The following is a 16,499-nucleotide window of genomic DNA, read 5'->3' as shown; positions in this document are numbered from 1 at the left end:
CCCCCGAACGTGATCGGTGGACGTCCTCCGCCGTCCACCGATCGCCGGGGACGGAGTGGCGCCGCTACGCCGCTCCGTCCCCTCGTGCGCAATCCCCGACCCAGAGGAGACGAGCATGCGCACCGTCCATTCCATCACCTCCGCCCTCGCCGCGCTGGCGGTGAGCACCGCTTCCGCGGTGGCGCTCACGTTCGCGTCGGCGCCGCCTGCCGCGGCGCTCGAGAACGGCCTGGCCCGGACCCCGCAGATGGGGTTCAACAACTGGAACGCCACCCACTGCGACGCCGACTTCAACGAGGACATGGTCAAGAACATCGCCGACCTGTTCGTGTCCTCGGGGCTCAAGGACGCCGGGTACCAGTACGTCAACCTCGACGACTGCTGGGCCGAGCAGAACCGCGACGCGAACGGCGACTACGTCCCGAACCACACGAGGTTCCCCCACGGCATCAAGACCCTCGCCGACTACGTCCACTCCAAGGGCCTGAAATTCGGCCTCTACACCAGCGCCGGCACCCTCACCTGCGCGCAGACGATGCCCGGCTCGCTCGGCCACGAGCAGCAGGACGCGAAGCTGTGGGCGTCCTGGGGCGTGGACTACCTGAAGTACGACAACTGCAACAACCAGGGCGTCGACGCGGTCAAGCGCTACACGGCCATGCGCGACGCGCTGGCCGCCACGGGCCGGCCGATCCTGTTCTCGATGTGCGAGTGGGGCGAGAACAAGCCGTGGACGTGGGCCAAGGACGTCGGCAACTCCTGGCGCACCACCGGCGACATCTTCGACAACTACCCGTCGATGCTGTCGATCGTCCACCAGAACATGCCGCTCGCCCCGTACGCCGGGCCCGGGCACTGGAACGATCCGGACATGCTCGAGGTCGGCAACGGCGGCATGACCGACACCGAGTACCGCTCGCACTTCAGCCTCTGGTCGGTGATGGCCGCGCCGCTGCTGATCGGCACCGACCTGCGCAAGGCGTCCGCCGAGACCATGAAGATCCTCACCAACCGTGAGGTCATCGCGGTCGACCAGGACCCGCTCGGCGTCCAGGGCACCCCGATCAGCACCGAGGGCGGCCGGAACGTGTTCGTCAAGCCGCTGAAGAACGGCGACCGTGCGGTCGCGCTGTTCAACGAGTCCGACGGGCCGCAGCGGATCAGCACGACCGCCAAGGCGGCCGGCCTGCCGGCGGCGTCCGGTTACACGGTCCGTGACCTGTGGGCGCACACCACCCGCGAGACGGCGGGGACGCTCGCCGCGACCGTGCCCGCGCACGGCACCGTCCTCCTCCGGGTCGCCGCCGACCGCAAGTGGAAGAAGTACCCGCCGGCGGTGGACGTCGGCGTCGGCCTGCCGATCGCCTACCCCGGTGCCCTGCCCATCGTCCAGCCCGGCACCCCGACCACCGTCACGACGACGGTGACCAATGCCGGGGGACGGAAGGCGCACAAGGTCCGTACCGGCCTGACCGCCCCGGACGGCTGGGCCGTACGGGCCGCGTCCCCGGCGAGCACGCGCAAGCTCGGCACCGACCAGGCGTTCACCACGTCCTGGACGGTCACCCCGCCGCAGGACGCGTCCGGCAGCCACGACCTGACCGCGACCACGACCTACAAGGAGGGCTCGACGACGACCACCGTCCAGGTGACCGCGATGAAGCTGACCACCCCGCCGTCCGGGACCACGTACCTGAGCGACCTGCCCTGGGTGCGCACGACGAACGGCTGGGGGCCGGTGGAGAAGGACACCAGCAACGGTGAGGCGGCGGCCGGCGACGGACACCCGATCACCATCAACGGCGCCGTCTACAAGAAGGGCCTGGGCGCGCACGCGCTGAGCACCATCGAGTACTACGCGGCCAAGAAGTGCACGTCCGTGGCCTCCGACGTGGGCGTGGACGACGAGAAGTCGCAGAACGGATCGGTGACCTTCGAGATCTGGGGCGACGGCAAGAAGGTCGCCGACAGCGGCCTGCTGACGACCGCCGACCCGGCGGCCCACCTGACGGCCGACGTCACCGGGGCGACCATGGTCCGCCTCATCGTGACCGACGGCGGCAACGGCAACGACAGCGACCACGCCGACTGGGCCGACGCCCGCATCACCTGCACCTGACCACCCCGCGGGGCGGCCTCCGGGCCGCCCCGCCCCACCGGCCGAGGAGGCCGCATGACGGAACTGCGCGCCGTGGGCATCGGAAAGCGGTTCGCCGGGGTACGCGCCCTGGACGACGTCACGCTGGACTTCCCCGGCGGCGCCGTGACCGCCCTCATGGGCGAGAACGGCGCGGGGAAGTCCACCCTCATCAAGATCATCAACGGCGACTACCGGCCGGACGGCGGGCAGGTCGTCCTCGACGGCGCGCCGCTCGCCCTGCACGCCCCCGCCGACGCCCGGCGCGCCGGCATCCGGGTGATCCCGCAGGAGCCCGAGATCGTGCCGCACGTCTCGGTGGCCGAGAACGTCTACATCGGCGCGCTGCCCCGAAAGGCGGGCCGGGCGTTCGACCGGGCGGGGCTGCGCGCCCGCGTCCGGGAGGACCTCCGGCGGCTCGGCTTCGAGCGCGTCCTCGACCCCGACACCCTCGGCTCGCGCCTCACGCCCGCCCAGCGGCAGCTCGTGGAGATCCTCCGCGCCCTCACCACCGACGCGAAGGTCATCGCGTTCGACGAGCCGACGTCGTCCCTGTCGGAGAACGAGGTCGAGGCGCTGTTCGCGCTGATCCGGCGGCTGCGGGAGCAGGGCCTCGCGGTCGTCTACGTCTCCCACCGGATGCAGGAGATCTTCCGGATCGCCGACCGCATCGCCGTCCTGCGCGACGGCGGGCTGGTCGGCGTCCGCGACGTCGACCGGACCGACGAGGCCGAGATCGTCCGGATGATGGTCGGCCGCGACCTCTCCGACATGTTCGCCCGCGAGCACAGCGCCACCGACGAGGTCGTCCTCGAGGTCGACGCGGTCACCACCGACGACGTGCGCGACGTCGGCCTCACCGTCCGGGCCGGCGAGGTGGTGGCCCTGGCCGGGCTCGTCGGCGCCGGGCGGTCCGAGCTCGCCGGAGCGATCGTCGGGGACCTGCCGATCCGCTCCGGACAGGTGCGCGTCGCCGGCCGGCCCGTACGCCTCCGCCGGCCCCGCGACGCCGTACGGGCCGGCATGGGCTACGCCCCGGAGGAGCGCAAGGCCCAGGCCCTCCTGATGGAGCGCTCGGTGCGCGACAACATCTCCCTCGTCGTCCTGGACCGGCTGCGCCGGCTCCGGTTCGTGCGGCGCGCCGAGGAGCGCCGCCTGACCCGGGAGTACGTCGACCGACTGAACGTCCGCACGCCCGACATCGAGCACGAGGTGCGCAAGCTGTCCGGAGGCAACCAGCAGAAGGTCGTCCTGGCGCGCTGGCTCGCCCGCAGGCCGAAGGTGCTCATCCTCGACGAGCCCACGCGCGGCATCGACGTCGGCGCCAAGGCCGAGATCTACCACCTCATCGACGACCTCGCCCGGGCCGGCGTGGCCATCCTCGTCATCTCCTCCGAGCTCCCCGAGGTGCTCGGGCTCGCCGACCGCGTGGTCGTGATGCAGAACGGCCGCGTCACCGGAGAACTCGACCGCTCCCAGGCCACCGAGGAGGCCATCCTCGAACTCGCCATGGCCGAGGACCTGTCCACGACCGTGCAGGAGGGATCAGCATGACCAGGACGACCACGTCCCGCGAGCCGGTGGACGCCGAGCCCAAGGAGGGGGTGCCGCGCCGGATCCTCACCGCGATCGGCCCCCAGAACATCAGCCTGGTCGCCGCCCTCATCGTCGTCGTCGCCATCTTCACGTTCCTGAACTCCGGCTACCTGACCTGGTCGAACGTCCAGGTCATCGGCGAGGCCGCCACCGTCGCCGGGCTCCTGGCGGTGGTGCAGACCGTCGTCATCATCTGCGGCGCGATGGACATCTCCGTCGGCTCCCAGGCCGGCGTCGCCTCGGTGATCTCGGCGATGGCGTTCATGTCGACCGGCCACGACCCGTTCCTGGGCATCGCGGCCGCGATCGGCGTCGGGATCGTGGCCGGCCTCCTCAACGGCCTCGTCATCGTGTACGGCCGCGTCAACCCGGTGATCGCGACCCTGGCCACCCTCGCCGCGTACAAGGGCGTCGCCCAGCTGATCTCCGGCGGCCGCGCGCAGGGCTTCGTCCTCGGCGACGACCTGTTCATCTTCATCGCGCGCGGCCGGATCGCCGGGCTGCCGGTGCAGGTCTGCATCCTGCTGGTGGTCGCGCTGGCGATCCACCTGATGCTCAAGTACACCGACGTCGGGCGGAACATCTACGCCATCGGCGGCAACGACACCGCCGCGCGGCTCGCCGGGATCAACATCAATAAGTACCTGATCGCGGTGTACGCGCTGGCCGGGATCATCGCCGCGCTCGCGGGCATCATCCTCACCGCCCGGACCGGCTCCGGCCAGCCCACCAGCGGCAGCGAGGGCCTGGAGCTGCAGTCGATCACGGCGGCCGCGCTGGGCGGTGCGGCGCTGAAGGGCGGCAAGGGCGGGGTCGCGGGCACGCTGCTTGCCGTCCTGCTGCTCGGCGCCCTCAACAACGGCCTCAACGTCGTCGGCGTCAACACCTTCTGGCAGAACGTCGCCCAGGGCGCCCTGCTCGTGATCGCGGTCATCATCCAGCAGCGCCGTACGGGCGAGCGGGCGGTCGGTCTGCCCACCTGACCGCGCGCCGTACGGGGGGCGGGCGGTCGGTCTGCCCACTCGACCGCGCGCCGTACGGGCGGCGCGCGGTCGGCCTGGCCGCCTGACCGGCCCCCCGGCGCGCTTATCCCGGGGCCATGGGGTAGTCATGGACCATCGGCGATCTCGGGAGGGGACCGATGCTCGGACTGCCGGACGGGGTCACGGCCCTGCTGTTCGACATGGACGGGGTGCTGACGCGCACCGCCACGGTGCACGCCGCGGCGTGGAAGGAGATGTTCGACGCGTTCCTCCGGGAACGCGAGGGACCCTCGTTCCGGCCGTTCGACCCGGTCGAGGAGTACGACGAGTACGTCGACGGGAAGCGCCGAGAGGACGGGACCCGGTCGTTCCTGGAGTCGCGCGGCATCACGCTGCCCGAAGGCTCGCCGGACGACCCGCCGGGCGCCCCGACGATCCAGGGACTCAGCAAACGGAAGAACGAGCTCGTCCTGCGCAGGCTCGCCGAGGACGGCGTCGAGGTCTACCCCGGGTCGGTGCGCTACGTCCAGGCCGCCCGCGAGGCCGGCCTGCCGACCGCCGTCGTGTCGTCCAGCGCCAACACCGCGCAGGTCCTCGACGCCGCCGGCATCGCCGGTCTCTTCGACGCGCGCGTGGACGGGCTGACCGCCCAGGAACGCGGGCTGGCGGGCAAGCCCGCACCCGACATGTTCCTGGCCGGGGCCGAGGCGCTCGGGGTTCCGGCGTCGCGGGCGGTGGTGTTCGAGGACGCGCTCGCCGGCGTGCAGGCGGGCCGGGCGGGCGGCTTCGGGTTCGTCGTCGGCGTCGACCGGATCGGCCAGGCCGCCGAGCTGACGGCGCACGGCGCGGACATCGTGGTCAAGGACCTGGAGGAGCTCCTGGGCGGCGACGGCGCGCCGGCCGCGCGGGACGGACGGGAGGGCGCATGATCCGGCAGACCGCGTACACGGTCGAACCGTGGTGCGTCCGCGAGCAGACCCTCGACCTGGACATGCTGGCGCAGAGCGAGTCGGTGTTCGCGCTGTCCAACGGGCACATCGGCCTGCGCGGGAACCTCGAAGAGGGCGAGCCGCACGGGCTGCCCGGCACCTACCTCAACTCCGTCTACGAGCTGCGGCCGCTGCCGTACGCCGAGGGCGGCTACGGCTACCCCGAGTCGGGCCAGACGGTCATCAACGTCACCAACGGGAAGCTGATCCGGCTGCTCGTCGAGGACGAGCCGTTCGACGTCCGCTACGGCGCGCTGCGCTCCCACGAGCGGGTGCTGGACTTCCGGGAGGGCACCCTCACGCGGAGCGTCGAGTGGACGTCCCCCGCCGGGGACTCGGTGCGGGTCCGCACCGTCCGGCTGGTCTCGCTGGTGCAGCGGGGCGTCGCGGCGATCCACTACGAGGTCGAGGCGGTCGACCGGCCGGTGCGCGTCGTCGTGCAGTCCGAGCTGGTCGCCAACGAGTCGCTGCCCGACCTCGGCAAGGATCCCCGGATGGCCGGACGGCTGGAGTCCCCGCTCGTCGGCGAGGAGTCGGTCGCCGACAAGGACACCGCCGTCATGGTCCACCGCACCCGCCACAGCGACCTGCGCGTCGCCGCGGCGATGGGCCACGAGATCGACGGTCCCGAGCACACCGTGACCATGGACGGCTTCGAGGACGTCTGCCGCTACACGGTGGCCACCCGCCTGCAGCCCGGTGAGCGGCTGTGCCTCGTCAAGTACCTCGCCTACGGCTGGTCCAGCCGCCGCTCCCGGCCCGCCGTCCACGACCAGGTGATCGCCGCACTGGCCGCCGCGAAGATGACCGGCTGGGACGGGCTCGTACGGGAACAGCGGGAGTTCCTCGACGACTTCTGGGCGGGCGCCGACGTCGAACTGGACGGCGACGCCGAGGTCCAGCAGGCCGTACGGTTCGGGCTGTTCCACACCCTGCAGGCCGGCGCCCGCGCCGAGCGCCGCTCGATCCCGGCGAAGGGCCTGACCGGCCCCGGATACGACGGCCACACGTTCTGGGACACCGAGTCGTTCGTGCTGCCGCTGCTGACCTACACCCGCCCGGAAGCCGCCGCGGACGCCCTGCGCTGGCGGCACTCGACGCTCGACCTGGCCAAGGAACGCGCCGAGCAGCTCGGGCTGCGCGGCGCCGCGTTCCCCTGGCGGACGATCGCCGGCCAGGAGTGCTCCGGGTACTGGCCGGCCGGGACCGCGGCGTTCCACATCAACGCGGACATCGCCGACGCCGTCATCCGCTACTACCACGCCACGGCGGACGAGGACTTCGCCCGCGACGTCGGGCTCGAACTCCTCGTGGAGACCGCGCGGCTGTGGCGCAGCCTCGGCCACCACGACACCAAGGGGAGGTTCCGCATCGACGGCGTCACCGGCCCGGACGAGTACAGCGCGGTCGTGGACAACAACATCTACACGAACCTCATGGCCCAGCGGAACCTCCGGGCCGCCGCGGACGTGGCCGAGCAGTACCCCGAGCAGGCGCGCCGGATGGGCGTCGCCGAGGAGGAGACGGCGGAGTGGCGCGACGCCGCGGCCGCCGTCGTCATCCCGTGGGACAAGCGGCTCGAGGTGCACCCGCAGAACGAGGGCTTCACCCACCACGCGCGGTGGGACTTCGAGAACACCCCGCCCGACCACTATCCGCTGCTGCTCAACTACCCGTACTTCGACATCTACCGCAAGCAGGTCGTCAAGCAGGCTGACCTCGTCCTGGCCCTGCACCTGCGCGGGGACGCCTTCACGGACGAGCAGAAGGTCCGCAACTTCGCGTACTACGAGGGCCTGACGGTGCGCGACTCCTCCCTGTCGGCCTGCACCCAGGCGGTCATGGCGGCCGAGACCGGCCACCTCGAACTCGCCCACGACTACCTCGGCGAGGCCGCCCTGATGGACCTGCGGGACCTGGAGCACAACACGCGCGACGGGCTGCACATCGCCTCCCTCGCGGGTGCCTGGAACGCCCTCGTCGCCGGGTTCGGCGGGATGCGCCAGTACACGGTGCGGCTGAGCTTCGCGCCCCGGCTGCCTCCCGGCATCTCGCGGCTGGCGTTCCGGATGAGGTTCCGCGGCCGGCGCCTGCGGGTCACCATCACCCACGACGAGGTGGTGTACGACCTCCTGAGCGGCGACCCGCTGCAGATCGACCACCACGGGCGGCCGGTCGACCTGAACGGCGGCGCCGTGCGGATGGACGTCCCCCCGACGCCGTCCCGGCCCACCCCCGCGCAGCCCCCCGGCCGAGAGCCGGCCCGCCGCGACAAGACGGCCCGTTGACCCCCCGGCTACGGGCGGGGGACGCCCGGCGGCGATAGGGCATTCGCCGGCGGGAAGGCGGGCCGTGAGGCGGCGGGCGGCCGGTGGCGGGGCCGCCGCGCGGCTGGGGCAGGGGCCGCGGCGCGGCTGGGAGAGAGGCCGCCGCGCGGCCGGTGGTGGGGCCGCCGGGTGGCCGGTGGTGGGGCCGCCGGGTGGCCGGTGGTGGGGACTGCTGGGAGACCCCGAATGCGGAGGGGTGGGATCTGTGTGATGATCATCACAGGTGCGGGAAGGGGGGACGCGTGGACGTGCGTCAGATGCGGTACGTCCTCGCCGTCGCCCAGACCGGGAGCGTGCGCCGGGCCGCCCAGTTGCTGAGCGTCGCGCAGCCGACCCTCTCCCAGCAGCTCGGCATCGTGGAGCGGGAGATGGGCGCGCCGCTGTTCGAGCGGACGGCGCGCGGCATGCGGCTCACCCCCGTCGGCGAGGTCTTCGCCGCGCACGCGGAGGCCGTACTCGGCGTCTTCGACCAGGCGCTCACGGCGGTGGCCGACGCGGTGGCGGGAGACGTCGGCGGGCTGCGGCTGGCGGTCGCCGACGGGCTGTCCGACATCGTGCGGGCGATCCTCACCGGCCTGCGCGGCCTCGCACCCGACGTCCGCGTGCGCATGGCCCGGATGCGCACGGCCGAGCAGGTCACACAGATCGTCCAGGACGAGATACAGGCGGGGCTGGGCTACCGGCCGGCGCCCGCCGCCGAAGGGGTCTCCCGCCTGGTCGTCCACCGGGCCCCGGTACGGGCGCTGCTGCCACGCGGCCACGCGCTCGCCGTCCGGGACGCCCTCTCCCTCACGGACCTGGCCGAAGAGCCACTGATCCTGCCCAGGACGGCCGAGGCGGCGCGGTTCGTCGACCAGTTCGCCGGGCGCGGCCTGCACCCGAGGTTCGGACCGGCCGCGTCCAGCCACGATCTGGTCCCCGCGCTCGTCGCGGCGGGCGAGGGCTACACCCTGTGCGTCCGGCCGACGGCGCAGGTCCCGCCGGACGTGGTGTTCCGGCCGATCCTCGAACCCATGCCGCCGATCGAGGTCGTGCTGCTGTGGCGCCGCGAGGCCGGCGGCGCCCTCCCTGCACTCGTCGCGGCTGCGCGGCACATCAGCCTGTGACCGCGGCGCGGCGCATCGGCCCGTGATCGCGGCGGGGCGGCGGGTCGGCCTTTGACGCGGCTACAGGGTGGCGTCGGAGTTGGCGGGGATCGTCGCCTTGACCGGGCCGGTGAGCTCGTTCAGCACGTCGCCCGGCGGGGCGTACTTCCCCGGCACCGTCACCTCGACGTACGCGTGCCGGCCGACGGCGGTGAACGTCACCGGGCGGTCCGGCGGCTGCGGCAGCCAGGACACCCCGTTGATCACGGCGAGCTGGGCCGTCAGATTGCGCAGGCCGGCCGGGCGCGGAACGCCACAGCGCACCGCGATCGCCGGCGACCCCCAGGCGGTGACGAGGTCGGATCGCGGCGCGGTCTCCCGGCGTTTCAGACCGTGCAGGCGCTGCGGCAGCCGGTCGCGCAGAGCACGGCACAACGACACGGCCGACGCCGGCGCGTGGGGGACGGGCACCTCGACCTCGCCCGCCCCGCACCCGGCAGCGAACACCGACAGCGCCGCGACGACCGGGAGCGCCCACCGGACCCGCCGCGCGGGCGGACCGCCCGCCGCCAGGGAAGGTCCGGTGGTGCAGACTGGCAGCAGGGAGGGCACGCGAGTCAGATGTGGACGATGGGGCAGGTCAGGGTCCGGGTGATCCCCTCGACCGACTGGATCTGCGCGACGACGAGCCTGCCGAGCTCGTCGACGTTGTTGGCCGTGGCACGGACGATGACGTCGTAGGGCCCGGTGACGTCCTCGGCGAGGGTGACCCCGGCGATGCCGGAGATCTCCCGGGCCACGTCGGCAGCCTTGCCGACCTCGGTCTGGATGAGGATGTAGGCCTGCACCATCACGTCCTCCCTGAAGCTGCCGTCAGCGGCAACCGTATCGTGTCTTGATCGGAGGTGGGTCATCACCATCGGGGAACTCGGCGAGTTCGGGTTGATCGCGCGAATCGCCGCACGTCTGGGCCACGGGCCCGAGGTCGAACTGGGGCCCGGGGACGACGCCGCGATCGTGCGCGCCCCAGGAGGGCGGGTCGTCGCGACGACCGATCTGCTCCTCGAAGGGCGTCACTTCCGCCGCGACTGGTCGCCGCCGTACGACATCGGGCGCAAGGCCGCCGCGCAGAACCTCGCGGACGTGGTGGCGATGGGCGCCCGGCCGACCGCGCTGCTGCTCGGGTTCGGCGCTCCTCCGGACACCCCGCTGGAGTGGGTCGACGCGCTGTGCGACGGACTGCGCGACGAGTGCGCGCAGGTCGGGGCGTCGGTCGCCGGAGGCGACATCGTCCGCGGCACGACGGTCCTGCTCGCGGTGACCGCGCTCGGCGCCCTGGACGGTCCGGCGATCACTCGTTCCGGCGCGCGGCCCGGCGACGTCGTCGCGGTCACGGGCCGCCTGGGACACGCCGCGGCGGGCGTGGAGCTGCTCTCCGAGGGACGGCGGGAGCCGGCCGACCTGATCGACGCGCACCGGCGCCCACGGCCGCCGTACGCCACGGCGTTGCGGGCCCGGGAGCTCGGGGCGACCGCGATGCTCGACGTGAGCGACGGCCTCGTCCAGGACCTCGGGCACGTCGCGGACGCCTCCGGGGTACGGATCGAGATCGACGGCGCTGCCGTACCGGTCCCGCCCGTGCCGGACGGCCTGCGGCTGGCGCTCACGGGCGGTGACGACCACGCCTTCGCGGCGACGTTTCCGCAGGGGGCGACGCTGCCCGCCGAGTGGCGGACGATCGGCCGGGTGGCCGAGGGACCCGCCGAGGTGGTCGTCGACGGGAAGACATACGGCCCTGGCGGCTGGGACCATTTCCGTCTGTCGTAGCGGTGAGTTGTCGCTGATCGCATCGGCGGTCTGGTAGGCATGGGTCGTGTGCTTTTGGTATACATCCCGAGACCGGAGAGGGACGGGATGGGACGACACACCAGGAAGCCGGAGGACGGCGCGGGGGCGGATCCGGGGGACTACCGTCCCGCGGATCCGGGGGACTACCGCCCTGTCCGGAACCGGCGGATCGGCAAGATGCCGCTCTTGCCGACGGTCGCCGGTGTCCTGGCGATCGGTGCGATCGTCTCCGCCGTCAGCACGCAGCAGATCTCACTGAACTTCGCGGGCGGCACCCCGTCCGGGGGCGCGTCGCCGATCGTAACGGTCTCGGGACCGCCCGACCAGCCGGGCGGTCACACGACGGGCAACGAGTCGGAGTCGGGGCGGGTCAGCCGCGGCGCCGCGCGTTCCGGCGTCGTCGTCACCGTCCGTACGACCGCGGCGTCGGCGCGCGGGTTCCAGGGCGAGGCGACGATCGTCAACCACGGCACCACGACCGTCAAGGGCTGGACGCTGGTGCTCCGCTACGCCCAGGCGCGGATCAGCGCCGTGTCGGGCGGCCGGGCGGTCCGTACGGGGACGGTCCTCATCGTCCGGAACCTCGCCACACGGCCCTCGATCGCTCCGGGTCGGACGGTCAGGGTGCGCTTCACGGCCACCGGGACGGCCACCACGCCGTCCGGCTGCACCTTCAACGGGAAGACCTGCCGACCGTAGAGTTGGCGGCATGACCACACCGCCCCGGGTCCTGACGATCGCCGGCTCCGACTCCGGAGGCGGTGCCGGCATCCAGGCCGACCTGAAGACGATGCTCGCCCTCGGCGTCCACGGGATGAGCGTGATCGCGGCGGTCACCGCCCAGAACTCCCTCGGCGTCCAGGGCTACTGGGAGCTCCCTCCGCAGGCCGTACGCGCCCAACTCGACTCGGTCCTGTCCGACATCGGCGCCCAAGCCGTCAAGACCGGCATGCTCGCCTCGTCCGTGCTCGTGGAGACCGTGGCCGAGGCCCTGACGGACGTCGACGCCCCGATCGTGGTGGACCCGGTGGGCGTGTCCAAGCACGGCGACCCGCTGCTGGCCCCGGAGGCCGTCGGTGCGGTGCGCGGGGCACTGCTCCCGCTCGCCACCGTCGTCACCCCGAACCTCTGGGAGGTCGAGCAGCTCACCGGCGTCAAGGTCGAGGACGAGAGCGGCCTGCGCCGGGCGGCGGAGGCGGTGAAGGAGCTCGGCCCGCGCTGGGTACTGATCAAGGGCGGCCACCTCCCCGGCGAGCCGGTCGACCTGCTCTTCGACGGCACGACGGAGCACCGCTTCCTCGGACGCCGGCTCGACAACATGCACACCCATGGCACGGGATGCACGCTCGCGTCGGCCATCGCCTCCCACCTCGCACGCGGGGAGGACGTCGTCGCCGCGGTCGGACGGGCCAAGGAGTACGTCACCGGGGCGATCGAGCACGGGTTCCCCCTGGGAGGCGGCATCGGCCCGGTCGATCACGCGTGGGAGTACCACCGCGCCCAGCCGATCGCGCGACCCTGAACACGCGCGGGGTCCCGCCCCCGGCCGGTCCGCGGCCCTGACATGCGCGGGGTCCCACGCCTGGCCGGTCGTGCTGCCCTGGCACGCGCGAGGTCCCGCGCGCGTGTCACGCGGGACCCCGATGCCGGAGAACGACGTTCTAGTGACGCCGTCCGGCGGGTTCGGTCAGCCGATCTCTCGCTGGGTACCGGTCAGCACCAGCCGCCGTCCCAGCCCCAGTCGCCGTCGTCCCAGCCCCAGTCGCCGTCGTCCCAACCCCAGCCCCAGCCGTCGCTGACGAGGTGGGTGGAGACGTGCCCAGTGGTGACCTGCTGGGGCGCCGCGGTGACGGTCTGCGCGCCGGCCGGTGCGGCCGCGCCCATGGCGAGGCCCGTGGCTCCGGCGAAGGCTGCACCTGAGATGGCGAGGGCCATCCGCTTCGGAATTCTCATTGGACACCTCTCTTTGAGGTTGGTGGACAGGGTGTTGCACGCGCCAGGCCATTAGCCGATATGCGGTGCTATCCACCTCCACCCGACCTCGTATCACGCCTCAGATCAACCCATAAGGTGCTAAAGGATGAGATTTCACCTCTGCTTGGCGTGAGTGCAGGGTGCCCTTTGGCGGTCTGGTACGGGGTGTCGGGGGCTGGTGCTCAGCAGGTGGATCGGCGCTGTACGGGCGGGTTCGCCGACGCCGTCGCCGGGCGTCAAGCGCGCGAAGATCGTAAATAAAGAATGTCGCGAGATGTGCCCCCTGAGGGGTCAAATAGTGCATCGCGACGGTTTCATTGGTTGATTCCGCATGGGCGGACATTGTCGAGTTGGACTCAAGGCGGAAGGATAAAAACGGCCAATTGCCCTCAGCGTCGTCGGGGAGGGGCCCGGAGTCACCTGCGACGCAAGGAGGTGTCCATCATGCGCACACCGAAGAAGCCGGCCATCGCCATCGCGGGACTGTCCCTGGCCGGAGCCATGGCACTCGCCTGCGGAGGGGCTCGCACGCCCCCGCTGACGGCGACACCGCACCACGTCGTCGCCGGCCACGTCGTCGCCGGCCACGTCGTCGCCGGCCACGCGGGCGACGGATGCGACAGCTGGGGAGACTGCTGGGACACGTGGGGCGGCGGCGGCGACTGGGGCTGGTGAGCACCCACGTTCCGCGGGCTCAGGTGACCGGGACGATCCTCGCGCCGAGCAGACGGCCGTCGTCGATGTCGAGCAGGCCGATCGTGCCGTGTGGCTGGCGCCGGCGGTCGGTCGGGGAGCCCGGGTTGAAGATCCGCAGTCCCTCGCCGATCTCGTCGAGCGGGATGTGCGAGTGCCCGAAGACGACCAGGCGTGCCTCCGGGAACCGGCGGTGCATCCGGGTGAGCCTGCCCTTGGCCGGACCGCTGTCATGGAGCATCCCCACCGGGAGGCCCGCCAGGTCGAACTCCAGGGTCTCCGGCGCTCCCCACGCCGCGACGTCCGCGCCGTCGTTGTTCCCGAGCACGGCGCGTACGGGCGCGTAGGCGGTGAGCTCGTCGAGGACCGAGGGGACACAGACGTCTCCCGCGTGCAGGATCAGGTCGGCGTCCCGTAGGTGCGCGGCCACCGCGGGCGGGCAACCCCGCCAGCGCCGGGGAGCGTGCGTGTCGGCGAGCACCACGACTCTCATGCGGAGCATGATGCCCGGACCCGCCGACCGCATGCCGACCTGCTCAGGCATCCCCCAGGCGGGCGGCATGTGTAAGAGGCCGGTACGGCAAAAAGATCGGCCGGTCCGTGTGTGGAACGGACCGGCCGATCATTGTGCCCGGTGAGAGCACAAGCCCAGGGCGCCTCGCGGCGCTCGGAGACGTGTCGTCAGCGTGCGGCAGGCCGCGTGACCTTGCCGGCCTTGATGCACGACGTGCAGACGTTGATCCGCTTGGTGGTGCGGCCGACGACCGCTCGCACCCGCTGGATGTTCGGGTTCCAGCGGCGCGGGGTGCGGCGGTGCGAGTGAGAGACGCGCATGCCGAACCCCGGCCCCTTGCCGCAGATTTCGCAGACGGAAGCCATGGGATGCGCTCCAAAGTGTTTGGAAGGGTGGAAGCCCGGAGTTCGGGCGCTCGTCAAAAGGGTCCCCGAGGGGACCCACTCGTTAAGACTAGCCGACACCCGCCCGAGGAGGCGAATCGAGCCGGTCTCCGCGCGGGGTCGACGCCGGTACCGCCGCTGGCGATGCGGTCGCCCGGCCAAGAACGCCCACACTGTTGGCCAGACGGCGGGTGGACCGCCGTCGGCCGAGCGCGCCGATGGCGCGCCGTCGGCATGCACCGCGGGACCGCTGGCGGGTGAGGCGCCGGTGTGGTGGAGATCACCGAGCGAGTAAGTCTAGTCTGACGGTCTGGGAGGTGGCGTGGGCGAGGTTCTCGACGCCGCGGCGGTACGGCGCTGGTGTCGGCTGGCTGCGGACGCGCTGGGCCGGACGCGCGCCGGGATCGACGCGCTCAACGTGTTCCCCGTGCCCGATGGCGACACCGGGACCAACCTCCACCTGACCCTGCTGGCCGCGGCGGAACGCCTCGACGGGCTGCCCGAGGACGCGGACGCCGAGACCGTCTGGCGGACCCTTGCCCACGGTGCGCTCTTCGGCGCCCGCGGCAACTCCGGGGTGATCCTCAGCCAGATGCTGCGCGGCATGGCCGACGTGCTCGGCGTCGGCGGCGGCCTGGACGCGGCGCTGCGGAACGCCGCCGACCTCGCGTACGGGGCCGTGGCCCATCCGGTCGAGGGCACGATGCTCAGCGTCCTGCGAGAGGCGGCGCAGGCGACTCCCCACGACGCCGACCCTCCCGTCGCCGCGTGGGCGGCGGCCGAGTGTGCCCGGGACGCCCTGCGGCACACCCCCGACCACCTGGACGTACTCGCCCGCAACGGCGTGGTCGACGCCGGCGCGGCCGGCCTGTGCGTCGTCCTCGAAAGCCTGGCGGCCGTCGTCAGCGGGGAGTTCCCCGAGACGTACGAAGTGCCGCGCCGGAGCCAGGACCACCCACCGGAGGCCCCTCCCTCCGGCGGACCGGACGGCGGGGCGTACGAGGTGATGTACCTCCTCGACGCCGGCGAGGGCGAGGTCGCGGGCCTGCGCGCGGAGCTCGACGCGCTCGGCGACTCCCTCGTCGTGGTCGGCGGCGACGGCCTGTGGAACATCCACGTGCACACCGACGACGCCGGGGCCGCGATCGAGGCCGGGCTGCGCGCCGGCCGCCCGTACCGCCTCAGGGTGTCGTACCTGGACGCCGCGGAGCACCGTCCGGCCCGCCGCGCCGGCCGGGGCGTCGTCGCGGTGACCGCGGGGGAGGGTCTCGCCGGGCTGCTGGAGGAGCACGGCGCGCGGGTCGTGCGGCGGGTCCCCGGTCACACCCCCGCTCTCGCCGAGCTGAGCGAGGCGATCGCGGCCGCCGGGGACGACGTGGTCGTGCTGCCCGACGACGAGACGGTCCTCGCTGTGGCCGAGGCGGCCGCGCGACGGGCCCGGGAGGACGGCGTACGCGCGGCGGTCGTCCCGGCGAAGGCGTCCGTGCAGTGCCTGGCGGCGCTCGCGGTCCACGACCCGTTGCGCCGCTTCGAGGACGACGTGATCGCCATGACCCACGCGGCGGGCGCGACGCGGTCCGGGCGGCTGGAGACCGCCAGGGAGGAGGCGGTCACCAGCGTCGGGATGTGCCGTCCCGGCGACGTCCTCGGCCTGGTCGACGGCGACGTCGCGGTCATCGGCGCGGATCCGCCCGCCGTCGCCGAGGGTGTCGTCGACCGGATGCTGTCCGCCGGGAGCGAACTGGTGACGCTGATCGTCGGCGACGGCGCGCCGGAGGACCTCGCCGACCGGGTCCGCGATCGCCTGCACGCCGTACGGCCCGACGTCGAGGTCACGGTCTACCGCGGCGGGCAGGACCGCCACCTGCTCCTCATCGGCGTGGAGTAGGCCCTCGGCCTCATCGGACGGAGCGGGACCCTTGGCCTCATCGGGGGAGTGGGGCCCTCGGTATTCGACCCGTCCAGGTGCG

Annotated in this window: 16 protein-coding genes; 11 read left to right on the top strand and 5 right to left on the bottom strand. The window is 72.7% G+C overall.

Annotated elements, in window-relative coordinates:
* Positions 1-115 precede the first annotated feature (115 nt).
* The 6 genes from ABEA24_RS51515 to ABEA24_RS51490 all read left to right on the top strand — a co-directional run bounded on the left by ABEA24_RS51515 (position 116) and on the right by ABEA24_RS51490 (position 9,138).
* Positions 116-2,119, top strand: a complete 2,004-nt coding sequence (locus tag ABEA24_RS51515; RefSeq protein WP_345443827.1) for an NPCBM/NEW2 domain-containing protein — start codon at positions 116-118, stop codon at positions 2,117-2,119.
* A gap of 54 nt (positions 2,120-2,173) precedes the next feature.
* Entirely contained in the window at positions 2,174-3,691 is a 1,518-nt protein-coding gene (locus ABEA24_RS51510; protein WP_345443824.1) for a sugar ABC transporter ATP-binding protein, read from the top strand.
* Complete coding sequence (locus tag ABEA24_RS51505; RefSeq protein ID WP_345443822.1) at positions 3,688-4,716, top strand: ABC transporter permease; 1,029 nt, start codon at positions 3,688-3,690, stop codon at positions 4,714-4,716. Before ABEA24_RS51510 ends, ABEA24_RS51505 begins: the two co-directional genes overlap by 4 nt.
* A 158-nt stretch (positions 4,717-4,874) precedes the next feature.
* Positions 4,875-5,645, top strand: a complete 771-nt coding sequence (locus tag ABEA24_RS51500; protein WP_345443820.1) for an HAD family hydrolase — start codon at positions 4,875-4,877, stop codon at positions 5,643-5,645.
* The gene (locus ABEA24_RS51495; protein ID WP_345443818.1) at positions 5,642-7,993 is read left to right on the top strand and encodes a glycoside hydrolase family 65 protein; all 2,352 of its coding nucleotides are present in this window, start codon (positions 5,642-5,644) and stop codon (positions 7,991-7,993) included. The genes ABEA24_RS51500 and ABEA24_RS51495 overlap by 4 nt, the downstream gene beginning before the upstream one ends.
* Before the next feature lie 281 nt (positions 7,994-8,274).
* Positions 8,275-9,138: a LysR family transcriptional regulator gene (locus tag ABEA24_RS51490; protein WP_345443815.1), complete on the top strand. Its 864-nt coding sequence runs from the start codon at positions 8,275-8,277 to the stop codon at positions 9,136-9,138.
* Positions 9,139-9,198: 60 nt separating this feature from the next.
* On the opposite strand, the gene ABEA24_RS51485 is transcribed toward ABEA24_RS51490, so the two are convergent.
* Entirely contained in the window at positions 9,199-9,729 is a 531-nt protein-coding gene (locus ABEA24_RS51485) for a DUF3515 domain-containing protein (protein ID WP_345443813.1), read from the bottom strand.
* Positions 9,730-9,734: 5 nt separating this feature from the next.
* A complete protein-coding gene (locus ABEA24_RS51480; protein ID WP_345443810.1) occupies positions 9,735-9,968 on the bottom strand; it encodes an Lrp/AsnC family transcriptional regulator in 234 nt (77 codons plus the stop codon).
* Positions 9,969-10,029: 61 nt separating this feature from the next.
* Between ABEA24_RS51480 and ABEA24_RS51475 the strand changes: the two genes are divergently transcribed.
* From ABEA24_RS51475 to thiD, 3 genes are all read left to right on the top strand, one after another.
* Entirely contained in the window at positions 10,030-10,944 is a 915-nt protein-coding gene (locus ABEA24_RS51475; RefSeq protein ID WP_345443975.1) for a thiamine-phosphate kinase, read from the top strand.
* A 198-nt stretch (positions 10,945-11,142) separates the two neighbouring features.
* The gene (locus ABEA24_RS51470; RefSeq protein WP_345443808.1) at positions 11,143-11,664 is read left to right on the top strand and encodes a cellulose binding domain-containing protein; all 522 of its coding nucleotides are present in this window, start codon (positions 11,143-11,145) and stop codon (positions 11,662-11,664) included.
* A 10-nt stretch (positions 11,665-11,674) separates the two neighbouring features.
* Positions 11,675-12,487 carry a bifunctional hydroxymethylpyrimidine kinase/phosphomethylpyrimidine kinase gene (gene thiD / locus ABEA24_RS51465; RefSeq protein ID WP_345443807.1) on the top strand — a complete coding sequence of 271 codons (813 nt, stop codon included), beginning with the start codon at positions 11,675-11,677 and terminating at the stop codon, positions 12,485-12,487.
* A 191-nt stretch (positions 12,488-12,678) separates the two neighbouring features.
* Here thiD and ABEA24_RS51460 read toward each other — a convergent pair whose 3' ends face one another.
* A complete protein-coding gene (locus ABEA24_RS51460; protein WP_345443805.1) occupies positions 12,679-12,918 on the bottom strand; it encodes a hypothetical protein in 240 nt (79 codons plus the stop codon).
* A 465-nt stretch (positions 12,919-13,383) separates the two neighbouring features.
* Between ABEA24_RS51460 and ABEA24_RS51455 the strand changes: the two genes are divergently transcribed.
* Positions 13,384-13,614: a hypothetical protein gene (locus ABEA24_RS51455; RefSeq protein WP_345443803.1), complete on the top strand. Its 231-nt coding sequence runs from the start codon at positions 13,384-13,386 to the stop codon at positions 13,612-13,614.
* A 19-nt stretch (positions 13,615-13,633) separates the two neighbouring features.
* Here the strand turns inward: ABEA24_RS51455 and ABEA24_RS51450 are convergent, their stop codons facing one another.
* On the bottom strand, positions 13,634-14,125 hold the full coding sequence (locus ABEA24_RS51450; RefSeq protein ID WP_345443801.1) for a metallophosphoesterase family protein: 492 nt from the start codon (positions 14,123-14,125) through the stop codon (positions 13,634-13,636).
* Positions 14,126-14,313: 188 nt separating this feature from the next.
* Entirely contained in the window at positions 14,314-14,511 is a 198-nt protein-coding gene (rpmB, locus tag ABEA24_RS51445) for a 50S ribosomal protein L28 (protein ID WP_252847644.1), read from the bottom strand.
* 340 nt (positions 14,512-14,851) lie between these two features.
* Between rpmB and ABEA24_RS51440 the strand changes: the two genes are divergently transcribed.
* Positions 14,852-16,417, top strand: coding sequence for a DAK2 domain-containing protein (locus tag ABEA24_RS51440; protein WP_345443799.1), 1,566 nt, complete (start codon positions 14,852-14,854; stop codon positions 16,415-16,417).
* Positions 16,418-16,499 lie beyond the last annotated feature (82 nt).

Source organism: Actinoallomurus vinaceus, from assembly GCF_039542055.1.
GTDB classification, from domain to species: domain Bacteria; phylum Actinomycetota; class Actinomycetes; order Streptosporangiales; family Streptosporangiaceae; genus Actinoallomurus; species Actinoallomurus vinaceus.
Note: the sequence above shows the minus strand (reverse complement) of the source record. Positions and strands in the feature narration are given on the sequence as shown.